Annotated in this window: 14 protein-coding genes; 7 read left to right on the forward strand and 7 right to left on the reverse strand. The window is 67.0% G+C overall.

Annotated elements, in window-relative coordinates:
- Nucleotides 1–120: 120 nt before the first annotated feature.
- The 3 genes from ACLIVD_RS35285 to ACLIVD_RS35295 all read right to left on the reverse strand — a co-directional run bounded on the left by ACLIVD_RS35285 (nucleotide 121) and on the right by ACLIVD_RS35295 (nucleotide 3,582).
- Nucleotides 121–1,647: an aldehyde dehydrogenase (NADP(+)) gene (locus ACLIVD_RS35285; protein ID WP_283333202.1), complete on the reverse strand. Its 1,527-nt coding sequence runs from the start codon at nucleotides 1,645–1,647 to the stop codon at nucleotides 121–123.
- Between the two features lie 66 nt (nucleotides 1,648–1,713).
- Nucleotides 1,714–2,214, reverse strand: coding sequence for a flavin reductase family protein (locus ACLIVD_RS35290; RefSeq protein ID WP_283333203.1), 501 nt, complete (start codon nucleotides 2,212–2,214; stop codon nucleotides 1,714–1,716).
- Between the two features lie 12 nt (nucleotides 2,215–2,226).
- Nucleotides 2,227–3,582 carry a flavin monoamine oxidase family protein gene (locus ACLIVD_RS35295; RefSeq protein ID WP_283333204.1) on the reverse strand — a complete coding sequence of 452 codons (1,356 nt, stop codon included), beginning with the start codon at nucleotides 3,580–3,582 and terminating at the stop codon, nucleotides 2,227–2,229.
- A gap of 644 nt (nucleotides 3,583–4,226) precedes the next feature.
- Here ACLIVD_RS35295 and ACLIVD_RS35300 point away from each other — a divergent pair.
- From ACLIVD_RS35300 to ACLIVD_RS35315, 4 genes are all read left to right on the forward strand, one after another.
- Nucleotides 4,227–5,564: an MFS transporter gene (locus ACLIVD_RS35300; protein ID WP_280779448.1), complete on the forward strand. Its 1,338-nt coding sequence runs from the start codon at nucleotides 4,227–4,229 to the stop codon at nucleotides 5,562–5,564.
- 119 nt (nucleotides 5,565–5,683) lie between these two features.
- Nucleotides 5,684–6,934, forward strand: coding sequence for a GTP cyclohydrolase II (gene ribA / locus ACLIVD_RS35305; RefSeq protein ID WP_283333205.1), 1,251 nt, complete (start codon nucleotides 5,684–5,686; stop codon nucleotides 6,932–6,934).
- A gap of 91 nt (nucleotides 6,935–7,025) precedes the next feature.
- Nucleotides 7,026–7,778 (forward strand): SDR family NAD(P)-dependent oxidoreductase, encoded by a 753-nt coding sequence (locus ACLIVD_RS35310; RefSeq protein ID WP_283333206.1) that lies wholly within the window; start codon nucleotides 7,026–7,028, stop codon nucleotides 7,776–7,778.
- A gap of 43 nt (nucleotides 7,779–7,821) precedes the next feature.
- Nucleotides 7,822–9,015, forward strand: coding sequence for an NAD(P)-dependent malic enzyme (locus ACLIVD_RS35315; protein ID WP_283333207.1), 1,194 nt, complete (start codon nucleotides 7,822–7,824; stop codon nucleotides 9,013–9,015).
- A gap of 258 nt (nucleotides 9,016–9,273) precedes the next feature.
- Here ACLIVD_RS35315 and ACLIVD_RS35320 read toward each other — a convergent pair whose 3' ends face one another.
- From ACLIVD_RS35320 to ACLIVD_RS35330, 3 genes are all read right to left on the reverse strand, one after another.
- A complete protein-coding gene (locus ACLIVD_RS35320; RefSeq protein ID WP_283333208.1) occupies nucleotides 9,274–9,567 on the reverse strand; it encodes a WhiB family transcriptional regulator in 294 nt (97 codons plus the stop codon).
- A 321-nt stretch (nucleotides 9,568–9,888) separates the two neighbouring features.
- A complete protein-coding gene (locus ACLIVD_RS35325; protein ID WP_283333209.1) occupies nucleotides 9,889–10,683 on the reverse strand; it encodes a 2-keto-4-pentenoate hydratase in 795 nt (264 codons plus the stop codon).
- 25 nt (nucleotides 10,684–10,708) lie between these two features.
- Nucleotides 10,709–12,094: an LLM class flavin-dependent oxidoreductase gene (locus tag ACLIVD_RS35330; RefSeq protein WP_283333210.1), complete on the reverse strand. Its 1,386-nt coding sequence runs from the start codon at nucleotides 12,092–12,094 to the stop codon at nucleotides 10,709–10,711.
- A 265-nt stretch (nucleotides 12,095–12,359) separates the two neighbouring features.
- Between ACLIVD_RS35330 and ACLIVD_RS35335 the strand changes: the two genes are divergently transcribed.
- From ACLIVD_RS35335 to ACLIVD_RS35345, 3 genes are all read left to right on the forward strand, one after another.
- Entirely contained in the window at nucleotides 12,360–13,325 is a 966-nt protein-coding gene (locus ACLIVD_RS35335) for a quinone oxidoreductase family protein (protein ID WP_283333211.1), read from the forward strand.
- Between the two features lie 105 nt (nucleotides 13,326–13,430).
- Nucleotides 13,431–14,921, forward strand: a complete 1,491-nt coding sequence (locus tag ACLIVD_RS35340; protein WP_283333212.1) for a PucR family transcriptional regulator — start codon at nucleotides 13,431–13,433, stop codon at nucleotides 14,919–14,921.
- Between the two features lie 17 nt (nucleotides 14,922–14,938).
- Nucleotides 14,939–16,429 (forward strand): PucR family transcriptional regulator, encoded by a 1,491-nt coding sequence (locus ACLIVD_RS35345; RefSeq protein WP_283333213.1) that lies wholly within the window; start codon nucleotides 14,939–14,941, stop codon nucleotides 16,427–16,429.
- Here ACLIVD_RS35345 and ACLIVD_RS35350 read toward each other — a convergent pair.
- Nucleotides 16,415–18,409 (reverse strand): oxidoreductase, encoded by a 1,995-nt coding sequence (locus ACLIVD_RS35350; protein ID WP_283333214.1) that lies wholly within the window; start codon nucleotides 18,407–18,409, stop codon nucleotides 16,415–16,417. The genes ACLIVD_RS35345 and ACLIVD_RS35350 overlap by 15 nt on opposite strands.
- Nucleotides 18,410–18,434 lie beyond the last annotated feature (25 nt).

Here is an 18,434-nt window from a genome sequence, read left to right on the forward strand (position 1 = left end):
TGCGCACCACACCCTCGGGTGCGCGCTTCCACGACCACTCTACCGCCCCGGCGTTCATATAGTGAACGCCGGGGCGGCTGGGTGGGGAACTCTCGGGCGCATCCGCGCGCTCGTCGGTTGTCAGGACTGGGCGCGGCCCCAAGTGGACGATTCGCCGGCAGAGTTGACCGTGCGGGGGATCTCGAGGGGGTTGCGTTCCTGAATCGGTGCGGGCAGGAGCACTTCCGGGGCGTCCTGGTAGGTGACCGGGCGCAGGAATCGGCGGATCGCGGTGGTGCCCACCGAGGTATGCGAGACCGCGGTGGTGGCGGGGTAGGGGCCGCCGTGGTGCTGGGCGGGGGTGACCGCGACGCCGGTGGGCCACCCGTTGAACACCAGTCGCCCGGCGCGGGTGGCGGCGATCCGGGTGATCCTGCGGAGCTGGTCGCGTTCGTCGGGGGTCGGTTCGGTGCGGGTGTGGACGGTCACGGTGAGGGTGCCGTCGACACCGTTCAGGACTCGGTTCACCTCGTCCTCGGAGCCGTACTCCGCGATGATCGCGGCGGGGCCGAAACTCTCCTCGAGCAGCGTGTCCGCCTGGGCGACCAACTGCTCGGCGGTGGTGCGTAGCAGCGTCGGGGTGACCTCGGGTACCCCACTCTCGCCGGTCGATGCGGTGCCCTTGACGAGGACCTCGACGCCGGGTGCCGCGGCGGCCGCCTCGATCCGATGGTGGTAACCCTCGGCGATCTTCGCGGTGAGCATCCGCGCCGCGGGCACCTGCTGGGAGAGGGCGGTGATCTGCTCGGTGACCGGCGATCCGGCGGGCACCAGCAGGATGCCGGGTTTGGTGCAGAACTGTCCGGCTCCGAGGGTGAACGAACCGACGAACCCGGACGCGATCGCCTCGGCACGCTCGTCGAGTGCACCGGCGGTGACGACGGCCGGGTTGACGCTGCCGAGTTCACCGAAGAAGGGGATCGGGTTGGGTCGGGCGGCGGCGATGTCGAACAGGGCACGGCCACCGGCGACGGACCCGGTGAAGGCGGCAGCGGCGATCCGCGGGTCCTCGAGGGCACGGGTGCCGGCCCGGAAACCGCTGAGTAGCGCAAACGTGCCGTCGGGGGCGCCGGCCGCGGACAGTGCCCCGGCGACGACCTCGGCGGTGGCGGCGGAGGTGCGGGGGTGGCCGGGATGGGCCTTGAGCACCACCGGGCAGCCGGCAGCGAGCGCCGAGGCGGTGTCGGTGCCGGCGACGGAGAACGCGAAGGGGAAGTTGCTGGCGGCGAAGACCAGGACCGGGCCCACGGGGATCTGATACCGGCGCAGGTCCGGGCGGGCGCCGAGGACGAAGTCGGGATCTGCGCGGTCGATGATCACGTCCAGGAAGGTGCCGTCGATCAGTTCCTCGGCGAACATCCGCAACTGCACACAGGTGCGGTTCAGTTCACCGCTCAACCGAGCCTGGGGAAGCCCGGTTTCGGTGAGGGCCTCGGCGACCAGCGCTTCCGCGTGCGCCTCGAGGGCGTCGGCGATCGCGACGAGCACAGCGGCGCGACCGTGGGGGGTGCGGTCCTCCCAGAGCGGTGCGGCGGCGGCCGCGGCGTCGAGGAGGCGGTCGAGCTGTGCGTCGGTGGTGTCCTGCTCGATCGAACGGGTGTCAGTCATGAAATGCGAAATCCTTTTCTGAGTTCGAGGCTCGCGCCGGAGTGCGGCGCAGCCGGGGTGTGTGGGTCAGGCGGCGGTGAGTTGCCGGATTCCACCGAGTCGGCCCTGATGGAAAACGAGAGGCTCGCCGTGTCCGGTGTCCATCTGCAACACCCGGGCGATGACGATGACGTGGTCGCCGCCGTCGAGTTCGTGGGTGACCTCGCAGTCGACGAAGGCGTGGGCGCCGTCGATCCGGGGTGATCCGGCCTCGGAGAGGGACCAGTCGATGTCGGCGAACTTGTTGGGCTGCTTCCTCGAGAGTGCGCGGCAGACCGATTCCTGGCCGGCAGAGAGGACGCTGGCGCACAGTCGTCCGGCGGCCCGGACCTTCGGCCAACTGGTGGAGGTGTGCGCGACACTGAAGCTGACCAACGGCGGATCCAGCGACAACGACTGGAAGGTACCGACCACCAGCCCACACGGGAACTCGGCGTCCACACCGATACCCGACAGGGCGACCACACCGGTGGGCAGGTTCCCCATCACGTTGCGGTAGTGCGCCTGGTCGATGGTGGAAGTAGGCATGATGACTCCTTGTCAGATCGTGGTGCCGGACCCGGCAGCGGCGCGGGCGGAGTGGTCGGGGTGCAGTTCGGTGGCGATGTCTCGTGCGGCACGCAGTGCACTCTCGATGGCGCCGTCGATGAATCCGGCCCACAGATTGGCGATGTCACTGCTCGCGAAGTGCAGGACGCCTTCGGTAGCTTGCTGCGCGCCCAGGTAGCGAGTGACCTGGTTCGGGCGGTGCATCATCCAGGTCTCCCGCGAGTGCGGGTCGCTCATCCAGTCGTGTCCGGTCACCTCGAGGACATCGAGATCGTCACGCCAGACGGTCAGTGCCCGCTGCACGGCATCGCGATCGTTCGGATCCAGCCGCGTCGAGTCGGCGCCGAACGCCACCAGGACCGCGTCGTCGTCGCCGAGGTATTCGGTGCGCACGACCGACAGCGGGTGGGCGGCGGAGGAGTACGCGAAGAACGGGGCGATCGGACCCCGCACCCGGATCCAGCACTTGACGCCGCGTGAGGCCGCCTTCTCCTTGCTTGCGGAGAGCTTGCCGTCGTTGAGCGGTGGGGTGACGGAGAGATCGCCGAGGATGTTCTGGGGAACGGTGATCACGACTCGACGCGCCGTGATCACGTGACCGTCGCTCAGGTGCACGTGAGCGCGTTCGGCGTCGTGATCGATGCGGGTGACCTCCGCGCCGGTGCGCAGTTCCGCGGTGGTGTCGGCGGCGATCGCCGCCACCAGGGACTGGGTGCCGTCGGCGAGGCGGAATACTGCCGACGCCTCGTGCATCAAATGCCACGAGCCGGCGGCGGCGGCGGTCCACCGCAGGGCGGTGGTGAATGCCCCCTCGGTGAGAGGTCCATTGAAGTGGCCGACCCAGGCCGCCTCGTTCGCCTGGTATTCGTCCTCGCTCAGCTGTAATCGGTCGAGCATGTCCTGCACGCTGTACCGGTCGATATTCGCGAGCTCGGGTGCTGCCGGCGGCAGATCGGGCCGGGGGACGAACTTCATGGTGTCGGCGAGCAGCCGACGCATACCGGGATCGATCAGTTCCATGAATTGATCGAGCGTGCCGGTGCGCACCTGGTCGCCGGCGAGCCAGTACGCCTGCTCCGCGCGCGGTCCGCGGGTCACCTCGAGTCCGTATCGGGTGATTTCGGCCCACACGTGCGGCTGCACCCAGTGCATCCAGGTGCCGCCGATCTCGAGGTCCCGACCGAGACGATGGTCGGTCCACACCCGTCCGCCGAGCCGGTCGCGCGCTTCGAGCACCACGACACTCAGTCCTGTGCCGGACAGTTCCCGGGCGGCGATCAACCCGGCGATGCCGCCGCCGACCACGACGACATCGGCTTCGTGCTGCTGGTGGGCATTGTCCGCCATATCCACTCCTCACCGCCGTGAACTCAGGGGACGGATTCGGGACCCCTGCGTACCCGTGATGTTCATAAACTGAACGTCTCGTTCAAAATCTCTCGCCACTGATCCTGAGCTGTAGGTCACAATCTGTCAAGAGCGACGGACGCCGGGCGTGTGCCGGGCGGAGCGCGCTCAGGGGAAGCATGCGTACAGCCCGCACTCGAGCGACGCAGCCCCCGGCCAATCACCGACCCATGACCGCACGGGCCCAGGCGCTGGCGACTTGCGGTGCGGGTACCGAATTCCCAGCTGGCGCCATAAGTGGGGCGCGATTCGCCGGCGCCGACCGCGAGGCGGCACGCCCCGGATTCATCGCGCGTCCCGGGACAGGTCTTGACGCGCCCTGAGTCCCATGTCACACTTTTGACCACATCGTTCAGTTTATGAACACGTAGCGCGGTTGAGCTGCAGCGCCCTACCGATAGAGCCCATCCCACCGACCCGCAGTCGCCGGAGATCCCTCGGATTCCGCGGCCGTGCACCATTTCACGAAGGTTGTGACAACACGTGCGAACATCTGCTTCCCGCCCATCCGCCACTGCGCACGGCGATTGCCCACCGTCGTCGGTCGTGATCGCCATGCCCAAGCGCACGAGCGAGGAGGCCTGATGACCATCACGAACAACGAGGCCGTGGACATCGGCCAACAGTCAGTCGACAAGCAGCGCTTCCTGGTCAAGCTGACCGGTGTCATCGCCGGCGGCATGTTCATCGACGGTTACATCCTCGGCATCATCGGCACCGTCATCGGGGCCATCACCCTCGATCTCGGCATGTCGCTGTTCTGGGAGGGGCTGATCGGGGCGTCCGCGCTGATCGGCATCTTCATCGGCGGCCCCCTCGGTGGCTGGCTCGCCGACAAACTCGGCCGCAAGCCGCTGTTCACGATCGATCTGGCGATCTTCACCGTCGGTTCGGTCCTGCAGTTCTTCGTCGACTCGACGTGGCAGCTGTTCCTGGTCCGGCTTCTGATGGGCGTCGCGATCGGCGCCGACTACTCGGTCGGCTGGCCACTGCTCGCCGAATTCGCTCCCGCCCGTCTGCGCGGCCGGTTGATGGCCTGCAACGAGGTCGCCTGGTACCTCGGATTCATGACGGCCTTTATCGCCGGCTTCCTGATGACCACCGTGTGGTCCCTCGACTGGCGCATCGTGCTCGGCTCGAGCACTCTGCCCGCCGTCATCCTGCTCCTGGCCCGGTTGGGTATGCCCGAATCCCCGCGCTGGCTGATGAACAAGGGCCGCACCGAAGAGGCAACCGAGATCGCCCATACGTATCTCGAAGACCCCGCCGACGTCCTCGACATCACCAACGAGCAAACCCGCAAGGGCACCTTCGGGATGTTGTTCTCCCCGGCCTACCGGCGCGCGACGATCTTCATCTCCGTGTTCTGGTTCTGCGTGGTGGCACCGTACTTCGCCATCGCCACCTTCGCGGCCAGCGTGCTCGCCGACTACGGTCTCGGTGACGGACTCGTCGGCGCCCTGGGGGTCAACGGCCTCGCCCTCGCCGGTGTGGTTGTTTCGGTCCTGCTCATCGAACGCATCGGCCGGCGGAAGCTGACCATCCCGCAGCAGTGGGTGTGCGCCGCGGTCCTCGCCGCCATCGGGCTGTGGACCTCTGCACCGCCGGTACTGGTGCTGATCGGCTTCCTGGTCTTCGCGTTCGCCAACGCCATGTGCACCGCGCTGACCGGTGTCTACCCGGGTGAGATCTTCCCGACCGAGATCCGCGGCCTCGGTACGGGTTTCGCGACCGCGTTCAGCCGCGTCGGCGCCGGTCTGGGCACGTTCCTGCTGCCCTGGTCGATGCACAACCTCGGCGCGGGCACCACGATGCTCATCGCCGCCGGCATCTGCGTCGTCGGCGCCTCGGTCTCCCAGCTCCTCGCCCCGGAAACGATGGGCCGCAGCCTCAGCCAAACCTCCGCTCCGCACCAGCGGTAACCACCCACAATCCCGAGCGCGGAGTCGTCGGGCCGACAACGATGTCAGCCCGCGACTCCGCCTCGACCCAGAACGTCCCACCACACTCCGTGTGTTCGCCAAGGAAGGAGCCAGCGATCATGTCGACCATCTCGGACGCGGTCACCGCACTGGCAAACAAGGGAATGGTCCTCGTCGTCGACGACGAGGACCGCGAGAACGAGGGCGACCTGATCATGGCCGCCGAATACGCGAGCACCGATGCGGTCGCGTTCTTCCTCGAACACACATCCGGGTTTCTCTGCGTCGCCATCGACGAGGCCCGCGCCGGCAAGCTCGGTCTCGACCTGATGGTCCCCGACAACACCGAAGCCCACAACACTGCCTTCCTGGTCAGCGTCGACTACCGGCACGGCACCACCACGGGAATCAGTGCGGGCGATCGCGGCGCCACCATCCGGGCACTGGCCGACCCCGCCCTGCACCCCGCCGACCTCGCCAGGCCCGGCCACGTGATGCCGCTGCTCGCGAAGCCCGGAGGTGTTCTCGAGCGCCCGGGGCACACCGAAGCCGGAGTCGACCTGTGCCGCATGGCCGGGCTCAGCGGCGCCGCCCTGCTCTGTGAGATCGTCACCCCCGACCGGCGCGAGATGATGCGCCGCGACGACCTCCGGCAACTCGCGGCACGGCACTCGATCCCGATGATCTCCATCGCCGAACTGCGCGCCTGGCGCTCACGCGCGGCGAGCACGGTGACACCGCTGCGCCACAGTGCCGCCCGCTCCGAGAACATCGTTCTCCGGTCCGGTCGCAGCACCCTGCCGACCGAGGTCGGGACATTCGACGCGCTCGCCTATCAAGCACCCGGCAACGGCGTCGAGCACCTGGCCCTGGTGATGGGTGACGTTGCCGCCGACGACGCCCCGCTGGTCCGGCTGCACAGCGAATGCATCACCGGTGACCTCGCCGGCTCCCTGCGCTGCGACTGCGGCCCCCAGTTCCGATCCGCCATGAGCGCGATCGCCGAGGCCGGCACCGGCGTCCTGATCTACCTTCGCGGACACGAAGGCCGTGGTATCGGCCTGGGTCACAAACTGCGCGCCTACGAACTCCAGCAACATGAGGGCCTCGACACCATCGACGCCAACGTCAGCCTCGGCCTGCCGGTCGACAGCCGCGACTACCGCGTCGCCTGCGAAATCCTCGACGACCTGAGGGTGGGCCGAGTGCGGCTGATGACGAACAACCCCGACAAGGTTCGGGCCCTGAGCGATCACGGCATCACCGTCGCCGAACAAATCCCACACGAGTCGTCACCGACCGTCTACAACCGGTCGTATCTGACCACCAAACGCGACCGCATGGGGCACACCCTGCAGCGGCTCGGCTGACAACCGTCGCCGTGGCCGGTGCGCAGCGGATCCTCGCCGACACCGGCGCACCCTGACGATCGAGCTATCCCAGAAGGACGGACTAGCCCTGGTGGACTCCATTCCGCTGAACCCGCAGACTCCACCCGCACGAGACAGACTGGTTCTGGTCACCGGCGTCGAACAGCCTGAGGGCGCCTATGCCGCCCGCGCTCTCGGCACGCACGGATTCGACGTCATCGCACACAGTTTCACTTCGGAGGCGGCCGAGCGGGTCGCCCAGGACATCACCGGCATCGGTGGCCGCGCGACCGCCGCCGTCGCCGATCTCACGATCGACGGGGAGGTCGACCGGCTCTTCACCGGCATCGAAGACACCCACGGCCGGGTCGACACCGTCATTCACTCCGCGTGGATCCCCGGGCCCGAATCCACCGGCACGTCACTCCAGTCGATCCACCCCCACGACTGGGACCGATTCCTCCTCGCTCATCTGCGGATGTTGTTCACAACCGTGCGCCGGGCGACGCAGTCGATGAGTGGCCGCAACCGCGCAGGGTCCATCGTCACCGTCGTCGGCGTAGACCGATTAGCCGCTGACACAAGGGAATCCACCCTGACCCGTCGGGTGATCGACGGCGCGATCGAGGCTTTCACCGCCGCCGCGGCACACGACATCAGCGCGCGAACCGTACAGGTCAACACCATCCGTTTGATCGACGAACTCCCCTCACCCGAATTCCCTGACCAGCACATCACACCGGATTTCGACACCGCCCTCGTCTTTCTCGCCGACCCCGCCCACCGCAGCTGGTCCGGCAAGGTGCTCTCCGCACCCACGGCCCGGTTCGCCGACGCGCACTGAAATCCCACCACCGAGTTCCTCCCAACACCTTTGGAGTACACCCTTGACTGTCGTGTCCGAATCCACCGCACCGCAGAAGGTCGAGCTGACCGACGAGGAGATCTTCGCCGGCCACATCGGGGGGAAGCTCTCGGTTGAGACCACGACCGCCCTCGATACGCAGCGCGCCCTGTCCATCGCCTACACCCCCGGCGTCGCGCAGGTCTCCCGCGCCATCGCCGCCGACGAAACCCTCGCCGACCGGTACACCTGGACCAGCCGCCTGGTGGTCGTCGTCTCCGACGGCTCCGCGGTACTCGGTCTCGGGGACATCGGCCCCCGCGCCTCGCTTCCCGTGATGGAGGGCAAGTCCGCCCTGTTCAAGAACTTCGCGGGCCTGAACTCGATCCCGCTGGTCCTCGACACCAAGGACCCCGACGAGATCGTCGAAACCCTGATCCGGCTGCGCCCGAGCTTCGGGGCGGTCAACCTGGAGGACATCTCCGCACCGCGCTGCTTCGAAATCGAAAAGCGCGTCATCGAGGCCCTGGACTGCCCGGTCATGCACGACGACCAGCACGGCACCGCCATCGTCGTCCTGGCCGCCCTCAAGGGTGCGGTCACAGTCCAGGACCGCGACATCCACCAGCTGCGGGTCGTCATCTCCGGTGCCGGCGCCGCCGGTGTCGCCTGCGCGAACATCCTGCTCGCCGCCGGGATCGCCGATGTCACGGTCCTCGATTCGAAGGGCATCGTCTCCGCCGACCGCAAGGACCTGAACGAGATCAAGGTCGATCTGGCCGCACGCACCAACCCGGCCGGCCGCCGCGGCGGCACCGCCGAAGCCCTCAATGGGGCGGATGTGTTCCTCGGGGTGTCCGCGGGCACCGTGCCGGAGGAGCTGATCGCGACCATGGCGCAGGATTCGATCGTGTTCGCGTTGTCGAACCCGGACCCGGAGATCCACCCGGACATCGCCCGTAAGCATGCGGCGATCGTGGCCACCGGGCGCAGTGACTTCCCGAACCAGATCAACAATGTGCTGGCCTTCCCCGGGGTGTTCCGGGGTGCGCTCGATGCCGGTGCCCGCCGGATCACCGAAGGTATGAAGCTCGCCGCCGCCGAGGCAATCCTCTCGGTCGTCGGTGACGAGCTGGCTGTGGACAAGATCGTTCCCAGCCCGCTCGATCCTCGCGTCGCCCCCGCTGTCGCGGAGGCAGTCGCCGCCGCTGCCCGTGCAGAAGGCGTCACCGACTAGCGAGGATCCACCCGAGCACCCCGTCCGCGAACCCGCACCCAGGTTCCGCGGACGGGGTGTTCGGCGTGTCCGGCCCGAAACTGGTCGAGTCCTGGTCAGGTGCGGACGACAGACATCGACAGGGGAACAGTCTGATTCGTCGGTGACCGGAGATACCGGCCGCGGCGGGGCCGATCCTGCCCGCCGTTACGGATATTCCACCGGTACTCGTGCTCATCACTGATTGATACGGATGGTTCAGCGGCGCGGTGGCGGATGTCAGCGGGCACGCCGCTGGGTGTGCCGCCGGCCGAGGCGGGCGCGTTCGGTCTCGGACATGCCACCCCAGATGCCGTAGTGTTCCGCGGCGGTGAGGGCGTGGGTTCGGCATTCCGGGAGCACGGGGCAGTCCTGACAGATCTGTTTGGCACGGCGTTCGCGCCGTGCGCGGACGGTTCGCTGTTCGCGATCGTCGGGCGAGAAGAACATCTCGGTGTCGGTTCCGCGGCACGATCCCTCATGTCGCCAGTCCCAGCCAGAGGGGCGGTCGGATTGATGCTCGGTGATGGTCATTCGGTTTCCCGGGGTCGACGGTGCGGGGTCCGAAGCCCCGCCGAGAGGCGGCGGGGTGCACGGGCGGACGGCATCGGTAGTCCTACGACAAACGCACCGCCGTAACCGGCAGTCAGGCGTGGCCGGTACGGCGGTGCGTCGCACGTGGAGAGCGGGTGCCTGACGCCGACACATCAGGTCAGGCACCCGCGCAGTTCGTTCAGTCAAGAAGGCGCTCCTGATTCCTGAACGAACGTGTTGCCGCGGGGAATGCTCTCCCCGCGAGGATTTCTCGTGGACCGACTCGACGGGGCAGAGCGCAGAGCCCGTCGAGAGGGCGCGTCAGTTGTTGGCGGTGGAAACGTCGAATTCGATGGTGCCGAAGCCTTCGAACTCGCCTACCCAGCGGCCGGGCCGGTTCATGGGAACTGCCTGCAGGCAACTGCCGGGGAGGATGACCTGGCCGGCCTGGAACTCGACGTCGTAGGCGGCGAGGCGGTTGACCAGCCAGGCAACCGCGGCGAGGGGATTGCCGAGGATGTTGCGGGTGTTGCCGGTGATGACCTCGCGGCCGTTGAAATGCAGGGAGCCGCGCATGTCGCGCAGGGTCAGGTCGGTGAGGCGGCGGGGAGTGCCGCCGAGGAGGACCGCGCCGGTGGATCCGTTGTCGGCCAGCGTGTCCGGAAGGTCGATGGCCCAGTTCTGGACACGGGAGTCGATGATCTCGATGGCGGGCACCGCATAGTCGATGGCGTTGATGACATCGGCGACCGTGACATTGGGTCCGCGCAGACTGCTCTTCAGCACGAATGCGGGTTCGAGTTCGACGAACGGCTCGATGTAGTTTTCCCGTTCAAGGGTGGTGCCTTCGTAGGCGAAGATGCTGGCCAGCAAGAATCCGTAATCGGGCTGGCCGAGGCCGAAGGCTTCCTGCATGACCTTCGCGATGTTGCCGAGCTTGTACCCGACCAGGCGGTCACCGCCTGCGATCGCGTGCTCGACGTTGATGCGCTGGACGGCGAAGGCGGAATCCGCGTCGAGGGCGGGCCAGGTCTTGGTCGGTGCGGTGATCGGTGCACCGTTCACACGTGCGGTACGCAGGGTGGTCGCGACGTCGTGGAGTTCGGCGGTCTGCATGGGTGTCCTCTTTCGGTCGGTGGGGTCAGACGGCTGCGACGGTGCGGTTGCCGAGGCGGAGACCGGGGTGATCGTCGCGAAGCCGGACGGCGCCCTTGCCGTACAGCTTCTCGCGCAGGGTCGAGCCTTCGTACTCGCTCCACACGGTGCCGCGGCGCTGCAGTTCGGGGACGACGAGTTCGATGAAGTCCGCCATGTCCTGGTACTTGACCGCGTGCCCGAAGTTGTAGCCGGCGATGCCGGTTTCGTCCATCCACCGGGTCAGCTCGTCGGCGACGGTGGTCGGTGAGCCGACGATGGTGGGACCGGTGCCGCCGATGCCGATGAATTCGGCGATGTCGCGCGGGGTCCACTCCTTGTCGGGGTCCATCTTCGAGAACAGGTCGACCATGGTCTGGCCGGCGTTGGTCTTGACGTGCTTGAGCGGCACGTCGGGGTCGAACTGGGACATGTCCAATCCCGTCCAGCCGCTGTAGCGGGCCATCGCCCCGGCGTAGCTGACCAGCTTGCGGTAGCTCTCGTACTTGGCGTGGGCCTGTTCGTCGGTCGGTGCACAGACGACGTTGAGCATCTGCAGGACCTTGACGTTCTCCGGGTCACGGCCGGCCTCGGCTGCGAGGCTACGCAGGCTGTCGACCTGCTTCTTCAGCGCCGGGATGGACACGGCGTTGACGAACACCGCCTCGGCGCTGGCTGCGGCGAGGGCGCGGCCCTTGGAGGAGCCGCCGGCCTGGAAGATCACCGGGGTGCGCTGCGGGGACGGCTCGCACAACGCGAAGCCGGGAACGGAGAAGTACTTGCCCGTGTGCTCGATGTTGTGCACCCGGCTCGGATCGATGTACATGCCGCGCTCGGCGTCCCGGACGACCGCGTCGTCCTGCCAGGACCCCTCCCACAGCTTGTAGCAGACCTCGAGGTACTCGGCGGCCATGTCGTACCGCTCGTCGTGCGGAACCTGCTGTCCGGTACCGAGATTGCGGGCGGCGCTGTCGGAGTAAGAGGTCACCAGGTTCCAGCCGACGCGGCCGTCGGTGAGGTGGTCGAGGGTGCTGAACTTGCGGGCCAGCGCGTACGGGTGCTCGTACGAGGTGGACCCGGTCAACCCGAACCCGAGGTTCTTCGTCACCGCCGCCATTGCGGAGACGGCCATGAACGGATCCTGCGCGGGGATCTGCGCGGCGTCGGCGAGGGCCGCGTCGGCGCTGCCCTCATAAATGTCGTGGTAGCCGACGTTGTCAGCGAAGAAGATGCCGTCGAATCGCGCCTCTTCGAGCAGCTTGGCGTACTCGGTCCAGTAGGCGAGGTTCTTGTAGTTCGCGCCCTGATCCTTCGGATGCCGCCAGAGGCCGGCCGACAGGTGCGCCGGGCCCTGGTAGTCGAAAGCGAAAAGTCGCATGCGCTGAGACGCCATTGTCTATCTCCGTTCACTTTTTGAACACGTAGTTCATGTGTTGAACACCACTGTAAGAGGTGAAATGTGCGGGCGTCAATACCTCATTTCGTGCACCGCCGGGATCGGTGCCACGGCATTACACCGCCCGGCAAGTGCGGCGGAGGCGTGCGCTGTTCGCGGCGCAGGCCGAAGCGGTCTCTGCAGCGCGGCGAGGAAGCTACCGAGAGAAGATCACCCAATGGTCGGTGTGTTCAAATTTCGGTTCAGCATGTAGACATTGCCCATGCGCGCAATTCAGGTCGCCCGCCTCGGCCACCCCGAAGTCCTCGAACTCACCGAGATTCCCGATCCCGAGCCCGGGCCAACCGATCTTCTCGTCCGAACCGACGCGATCGGCGTCAACTTCATCGACACCTACTTCCGGACCGGCGTGTACCCGCACCCGCTGCCGTACGTTCCCGGCGACGAGGGGTCCGGCGTCGTCGAGGCCGTCGGCGCCGACGTCCGCGACTTCGTCCCCGGCGACCGCGTCGCCTGGTGCGGCGCGACGGACAACTACGCCGAGAAGGTGGTGGTGCCCAACGAAATCGCGATCGCGGTGCCGGAGGGCGTTCCCGCGCCGCAGGCGGCGTCCGCACTGGCGCAGGGCCTCACCGCCCACTACCTGGCGTACTCGACGTACCCGGTGCAGTCCGGCGACACCGTGCTGGTCCACGCCGGCGCCGGTGGAGTGGGACTGCTGCTGACCCAACTCGCTACGAAACTCGGTGCGCGAGTGTTCACCACCGTCTCGTCGGACGCGAAGGAGAAGTTGTCGCGGGAGGCCGGCGCGGCCGAGGTACTCCGCTACGACGACGACATCGCCGCTCGGGTACGCGAACTCACCGACGGCGAGGGAGTCGCCGCCGCCTACGACGGTGTAGGCGCAGCCACCTTCGACGCGAGCCTCGCCTCCGTTCGGATCCGTGGCACCCTCGCACTCTTCGGCGCGGCGAGCGGCCTGGTGCCGCCGTTCGACCCGCAGCGGCTCAATCCCGCGGGTTCGCTGTTCCTCACTCGTCCGACCCTCGCGCACTACGTCCGCACCCGGCAGGAACTGACGTGGCGGGCAGGAGAAGTGTTCGGGGCCATCGCGGACGGTTCGCTGAACGTCCGTGTCGGCGCGCGGTACCCGCTCGAACGCGCCGCCGACGCGCACCGGGACCTGGAGGACCGGAAGACGACCGGTTCCGTCGTGCTCATCCCCTGACGAATGGGCAGCGACCGTCACCCCGAGACACGCGGCCGAGGAGTCATACGGGCGTATAATTCTGCCGGCGATGTTTGTACCGGCGTGAAATACCGGGAGTGATTCGTGTCAAATCTGACAGTCGGCGACTTGGTAGCCATGAGGCAACTTGCGTGCAGCGTGGTCGCCGGTGAGGCCGGTGTAGACCGGCCCGTGGTGTGGGCGCATGTGTGCGAGTTGCCCGATCCGTGGAACTGGCTCAGTGCAGACGACTTGTTGATGACCACCGGAATGAGCCTGCCGGCAGCGGCGGACGAACAGACGCGGTTCATTCGACGTCTCAGCGAGGCAGGCTTGGCCGGCATCGCGATCGGCGACGACCTGCTGGCGCCCCCGCTCACCCAGGGCATGCTGTCCGAAGCCGACGAGCTTCACTTCCCCGTCGTCGCGGTCGGTCATGCAACACCGTTTGCAGCGATCGGCCGCACCGTCGCCGTCGCAGCCCAGAGCGTCCAGGTCAGTCGAATTGCGCGCTTGAGTCGGCTCTACGACGCCACGCACGCGTCGCCGGAGGACGAGACCTCGCTACTCGATCGACTGTCGGTGGAGCTTGGACACCGGCTCCATGTCGTCGATGTCGAGCTCGGCAGCGAAGTGCTTCGCGATGCACATCCACTGGAAGATGAACTCGTCGATCAACTGCGCACCCGCGTCGACGGACGGCTCGACCGTCTTCCGCCGAGAGTGGCGATCGAAGCCGGTGCCGAAACCACGGCGACGGCATTCGCCCTCGCGACCCACCGCAAGTGCATGCTCGTCGCCGCGGGGCACACCGACATCGAAGTCGATGCCTTCGTGTTGCTACATGCGCAGAGCCTGGTCGGCGTGGAAGTAGAGCGGGTGACCCGAGAACGCGAACGCTCCGACGTCGCGCGGGCGCAGCTGCTCGAGCAGATGATCGCCGGATCGATCAGCGCGGAGGCGGCTGCTCCTCGGCTCGGCCAACTGCATTTGACCGAAACCAACTGGTGCGTAATCGGATTCGACACTACTCACCTCCACGTCGTTCGCACTCTCATCGGAGACCGCGGATTTCCGTATCTGTCGTGCTCCGCGGGGGGAGAGGGCTATCTGATGGTCTCGAGCGCCGACGCCGACGCGGCGGCGGATCTACTCGACCGCCACATCGATGCGATGGGCATGTCGGCACGGAACGCGACGACTGGGCGAGTTCCGGACAGCGTTCGTCAGGCGCGGTGGGCTCTCCAGGCCGCGCGGGCAGCCGGTGGCGGCCTTGCCGAGTATTCGACCGCGGCACCCCTGTTCCTTCCCCGCACACTGACCGAGGCGCATTTCGCGACGCGGGCCGTACTGGGGAAGATTATCGACTACGACGCGGCTCATCACAGTGATCTCGTCGAGACTTTGGATGCATTCCTGTCCATGGACCGGAACTGGTCGGCCACAGCGAAACGGCTTGTCATCCACCGTCAGACGCTCGGATACCGACTACGCAAGATCGAGAGTCTGACGGGCCGCAGCATGAAGAGTTCCGCCGACATCGCCGATTTCTGGATGGCACTGATCACCCGCCGGATCAGCAGCGGCCAGGACTGAGAGACGAGGATAAGACGATGTCGAGATTGACTGTCGGTGACCTCATCGCGATGGACCAGCTCGGGTGCGCGGCCGTCGCCGGTGTCGGGGGGCTCGACCGTCGGATCGCGTGGGCGCACACCTCGGAACTCGACCCCTGGGACTGGCTGGGGGCGGACGAGCTGCTGATGACCGCCGGTTTGTGTGTGCCGTCGGACGAACGAGAACAGTGCACGTTCATCGAACGCCTTCACGAAAAGGGACTGGCAGGCGTCATCATCGGAGACGATGAGACCGCACCACCGCTGACGGCCGCGATGCTGGATAGGGCCGACAGACTGAACTTCCCCATCCTTCGGTGCAGCCACACGACCCCGTTCGCGGCAATAGGACGGACCGTGGCGGTTGCGAGTCAGAGTGTTCAAGTCAGCACGGTCGCACGACTGAGCCGACTCTACGAGCACGCACGCTCGACTGTGCTGGCGGACACGAGTCTTCTGGTCAGACTCTCGCGAGAACTGCGATTCACCCTGCACGTCGTCGACGTAGAGCATGGCACCGAGGTTCTCGCCACGGACAATGCATTGTCCGAGAACGCCATCCGGTCACTGACGTCGAGTGTCGCGGGCACACTCGATCGACTCCCTGCCCACCTCACGCTCGTAGAAGGCGCGGATTACGTGATGACCGCCCATGCACTCCCCACTCACCGCAAATGCATGCTGGTCATGGAGGGAAGCCCGGCGACGGATGTCGATGCCTTTGCATTGCTGCACGTGCGGACCCTGATCGGCGTCGAAGTCGAAAAGGTCACCAGGGAGCGGGAGTACGCCGACGAAGTCGGTGAAGCCCTGCTGCAGCGAATCCTCGCCGGCTCCGACGCACCCGAAGCTGTCACACCACTCCTCGAAGAATTCGACCTGTCCGCGCCCGAGTGGACGGTGTTGAGCTTCGATACCGACTTCCTTCCCGCTGCCAGGACGATAGCGGGAGACCGAGGCGTTCCGAACGTGACCGCCATACTCGACGAGCACGCCTACATGCTGCTCCCCACCGTAAGGTGCTCCGAGACCATCGACCTGCTCAGCGGCAAAACCCGGGCGATGGGAGCGTCGCCGTCGGCTACCGCGATCGGACAGATCTCGGACAGCGCCCGCCAGGCGAGCTGGGCCTTGGACACCGCCCGATCGACCGGCGTACCCGCCGCTCGATACTCCACCGATGTGCCACTGTTCGTGCCGCGCACCCTGACCGACGCCCGGCAAGCTACCGACGCAATCCTCGGAGATCTCCTGCTGTATGACCGGGGACACGAGTCGAACCTCGTCGAGACTCTCGAAACCTTCCTCACTCACGACCGAAGCTGGACCGCGACAGCGGACCAGCTCGGAATCCACCGGCAATCCCTTGCTTTCCGGCTCCGGAAGATCGAGTCGGTGACAGGACGAAACCTGAAGGCTTCATCGGACATCGCGATGCTGTGGTTGGCGCTTCGTGCACGCGCCCACGCGTTTTCACTCACCGACTGAACAGGGCTCGTAGAGGGCAGCGGCAGCCCGCAAGCCGTCGAGGACCGCCTCTTCGACGGTGCGCGGGGCGAGGCAGTCGCCGACTCCGGTGAACGGGATGCCGGTGGATTCGACCTCGGCGAGCAGGGCGTCGTTCTGCTGGTGGCCGAGGGCGAGGACGAGTCCGTCGACGCCGTCGAGAATGATCGGTTCGCCGGTCAGCGTGTTGACCAGGTAGACGGTGTCGTCGTCGGCCCCGAACAGGCGGGCATGCGGGATCACCCGAACCTTCGCCTCGGTAGCCGCCCGCAGCATCGCGATACGGGTGTACTGCTGCAGCTGTTCACCGGCCGCGTAGCCGTTGACGCACAGGGTCACCTTGCGCCCTTCCCGGGCGAGCATTTCTGCGACTCCGAGGCCGGTCCAGTCGCCTCGCCAGTCCGCCACGACGATCTCACCCTTGGGGGTGTTGCCGCCGCCCGTGCCGATCACATCCCACGCCTCGAGCACCGGCATGTCCCCGTCCAGCTCGAGCGGCGGCCGATAGGGGGTGGCGCCGGTCGCGATGATGACGTGGTCGGGACGTTCCGCGGTGATCATCGTCGCATCCACCTCGACGCGGGTTTTCACGATGACCCCGTAGCGGTCGAGTTCGGACTGCAGATTGGTTGCGGCGCCACCGAACTCGGACCGGCCGGGAAGCCGCTCGGCCAGCAACACCTGCCCACCGACTCGCCCGCTTGCCTCGTACAGGGTGACCCGGTGACCGCGCTGGGCGGCGACCGCGGCCGCCTTCATCCCGGCGGGCCCGCCGCCGACGACCATGACGTCCTTCGGCTTCGGGGTGATCACCAGGGTGCCGAACTCGCGTTCGCGTCCGGTCTCGGGGCGCTGGATGCACGAGATCGGGTAGCCGGCCTGGAAGTGGCCGATGCACGCCTGGTTGCAGCCGATGCAGGCCCGGATGTCGTCCGGACGCTGGGCCTGCGCTTTGGCAGGCATGTCCGGGTCGCAGATCAGGGCGCGGGTCATCGCGCAGGCGTCCGCCTGTCCCTTGGCGATGACGATCTCGGCTTCCTGCGGTTGGTTGATCCGCCCGGCGACGAGCACCGGAATCGACACAGCCGCCTTGATCTTCGCTGCGGCGGGTGCAGTGTAGGCGGCTTCCTCGCTCATCGGCGGAACGATATGCAACGATCCGGACCGGCTGGCGGATGTGCCCTCGGTGATGTTCAGGTAGTCCAGCGACCCGTCCGCGTCGAGCCTGCGGCACACCTCCACGATGTCGGTGGGCTCGTCCTCCACGGAGGAGTGTTCGATGCCGGATACGCGGACGCCAACCGCGAACCCCGGTCCGACCGCCTCTCGGACGGCCGAGATGATCTCGCGCAGGAACCGCATCCGATTGTCGAGGTCGCCACCGTATTGGTCGGTGCGCAGGTTCAGTTCGGGGTTGAGGAACTGGGCGGGCAGGTAGCCGTGGCTGGCGACGATCTCGACACCGTCGAGGCCGGCCCGCTGGAGGCGGCGCGCCCCGGCCGCATATCCAGCCACGACCTCGGCGATCATCGCCTGGGACATCGGCCGGGGCATGACCCGGAATCGTTCGTTCGGAACGGCCGACGGGGCGTACGCGACCGGAAGCGCACCGTCCTGGGATTCCATGATCTCCCGGCCCGGATGGAACACCTGGCCGAACAAGGCGCACCCGTGCTCGTGGGCGGCCTCGGCGACGCGCCGATATCCCGCGATGCAGCTGTCGTCGGTGGCCATGAGCACGTGGTAGGTGTACCGCGCGGTTTCGTGGATACCGGCGACCTGCATGATGATCAGCCCGGCACCGCCGGCTGCCCGGGCGCGGTGGTATTCGACGAGCTGGTCGGTGACCGCGCCGTCGTGGACCATCACAGTGTCGTGCCCGGAGGAGAAGATCCGGTTCTTCAGGGTGACGTCACCGACCTGCAGCGGGGACAACAGGGTGGGAAAGAGTGTGTCAGACATGGAATCCCAGTTCTGTACTGGTGAT

The sequence above is a fragment of the Rhodococcus sp. G6(2025) genome, assembly GCF_058628105.1.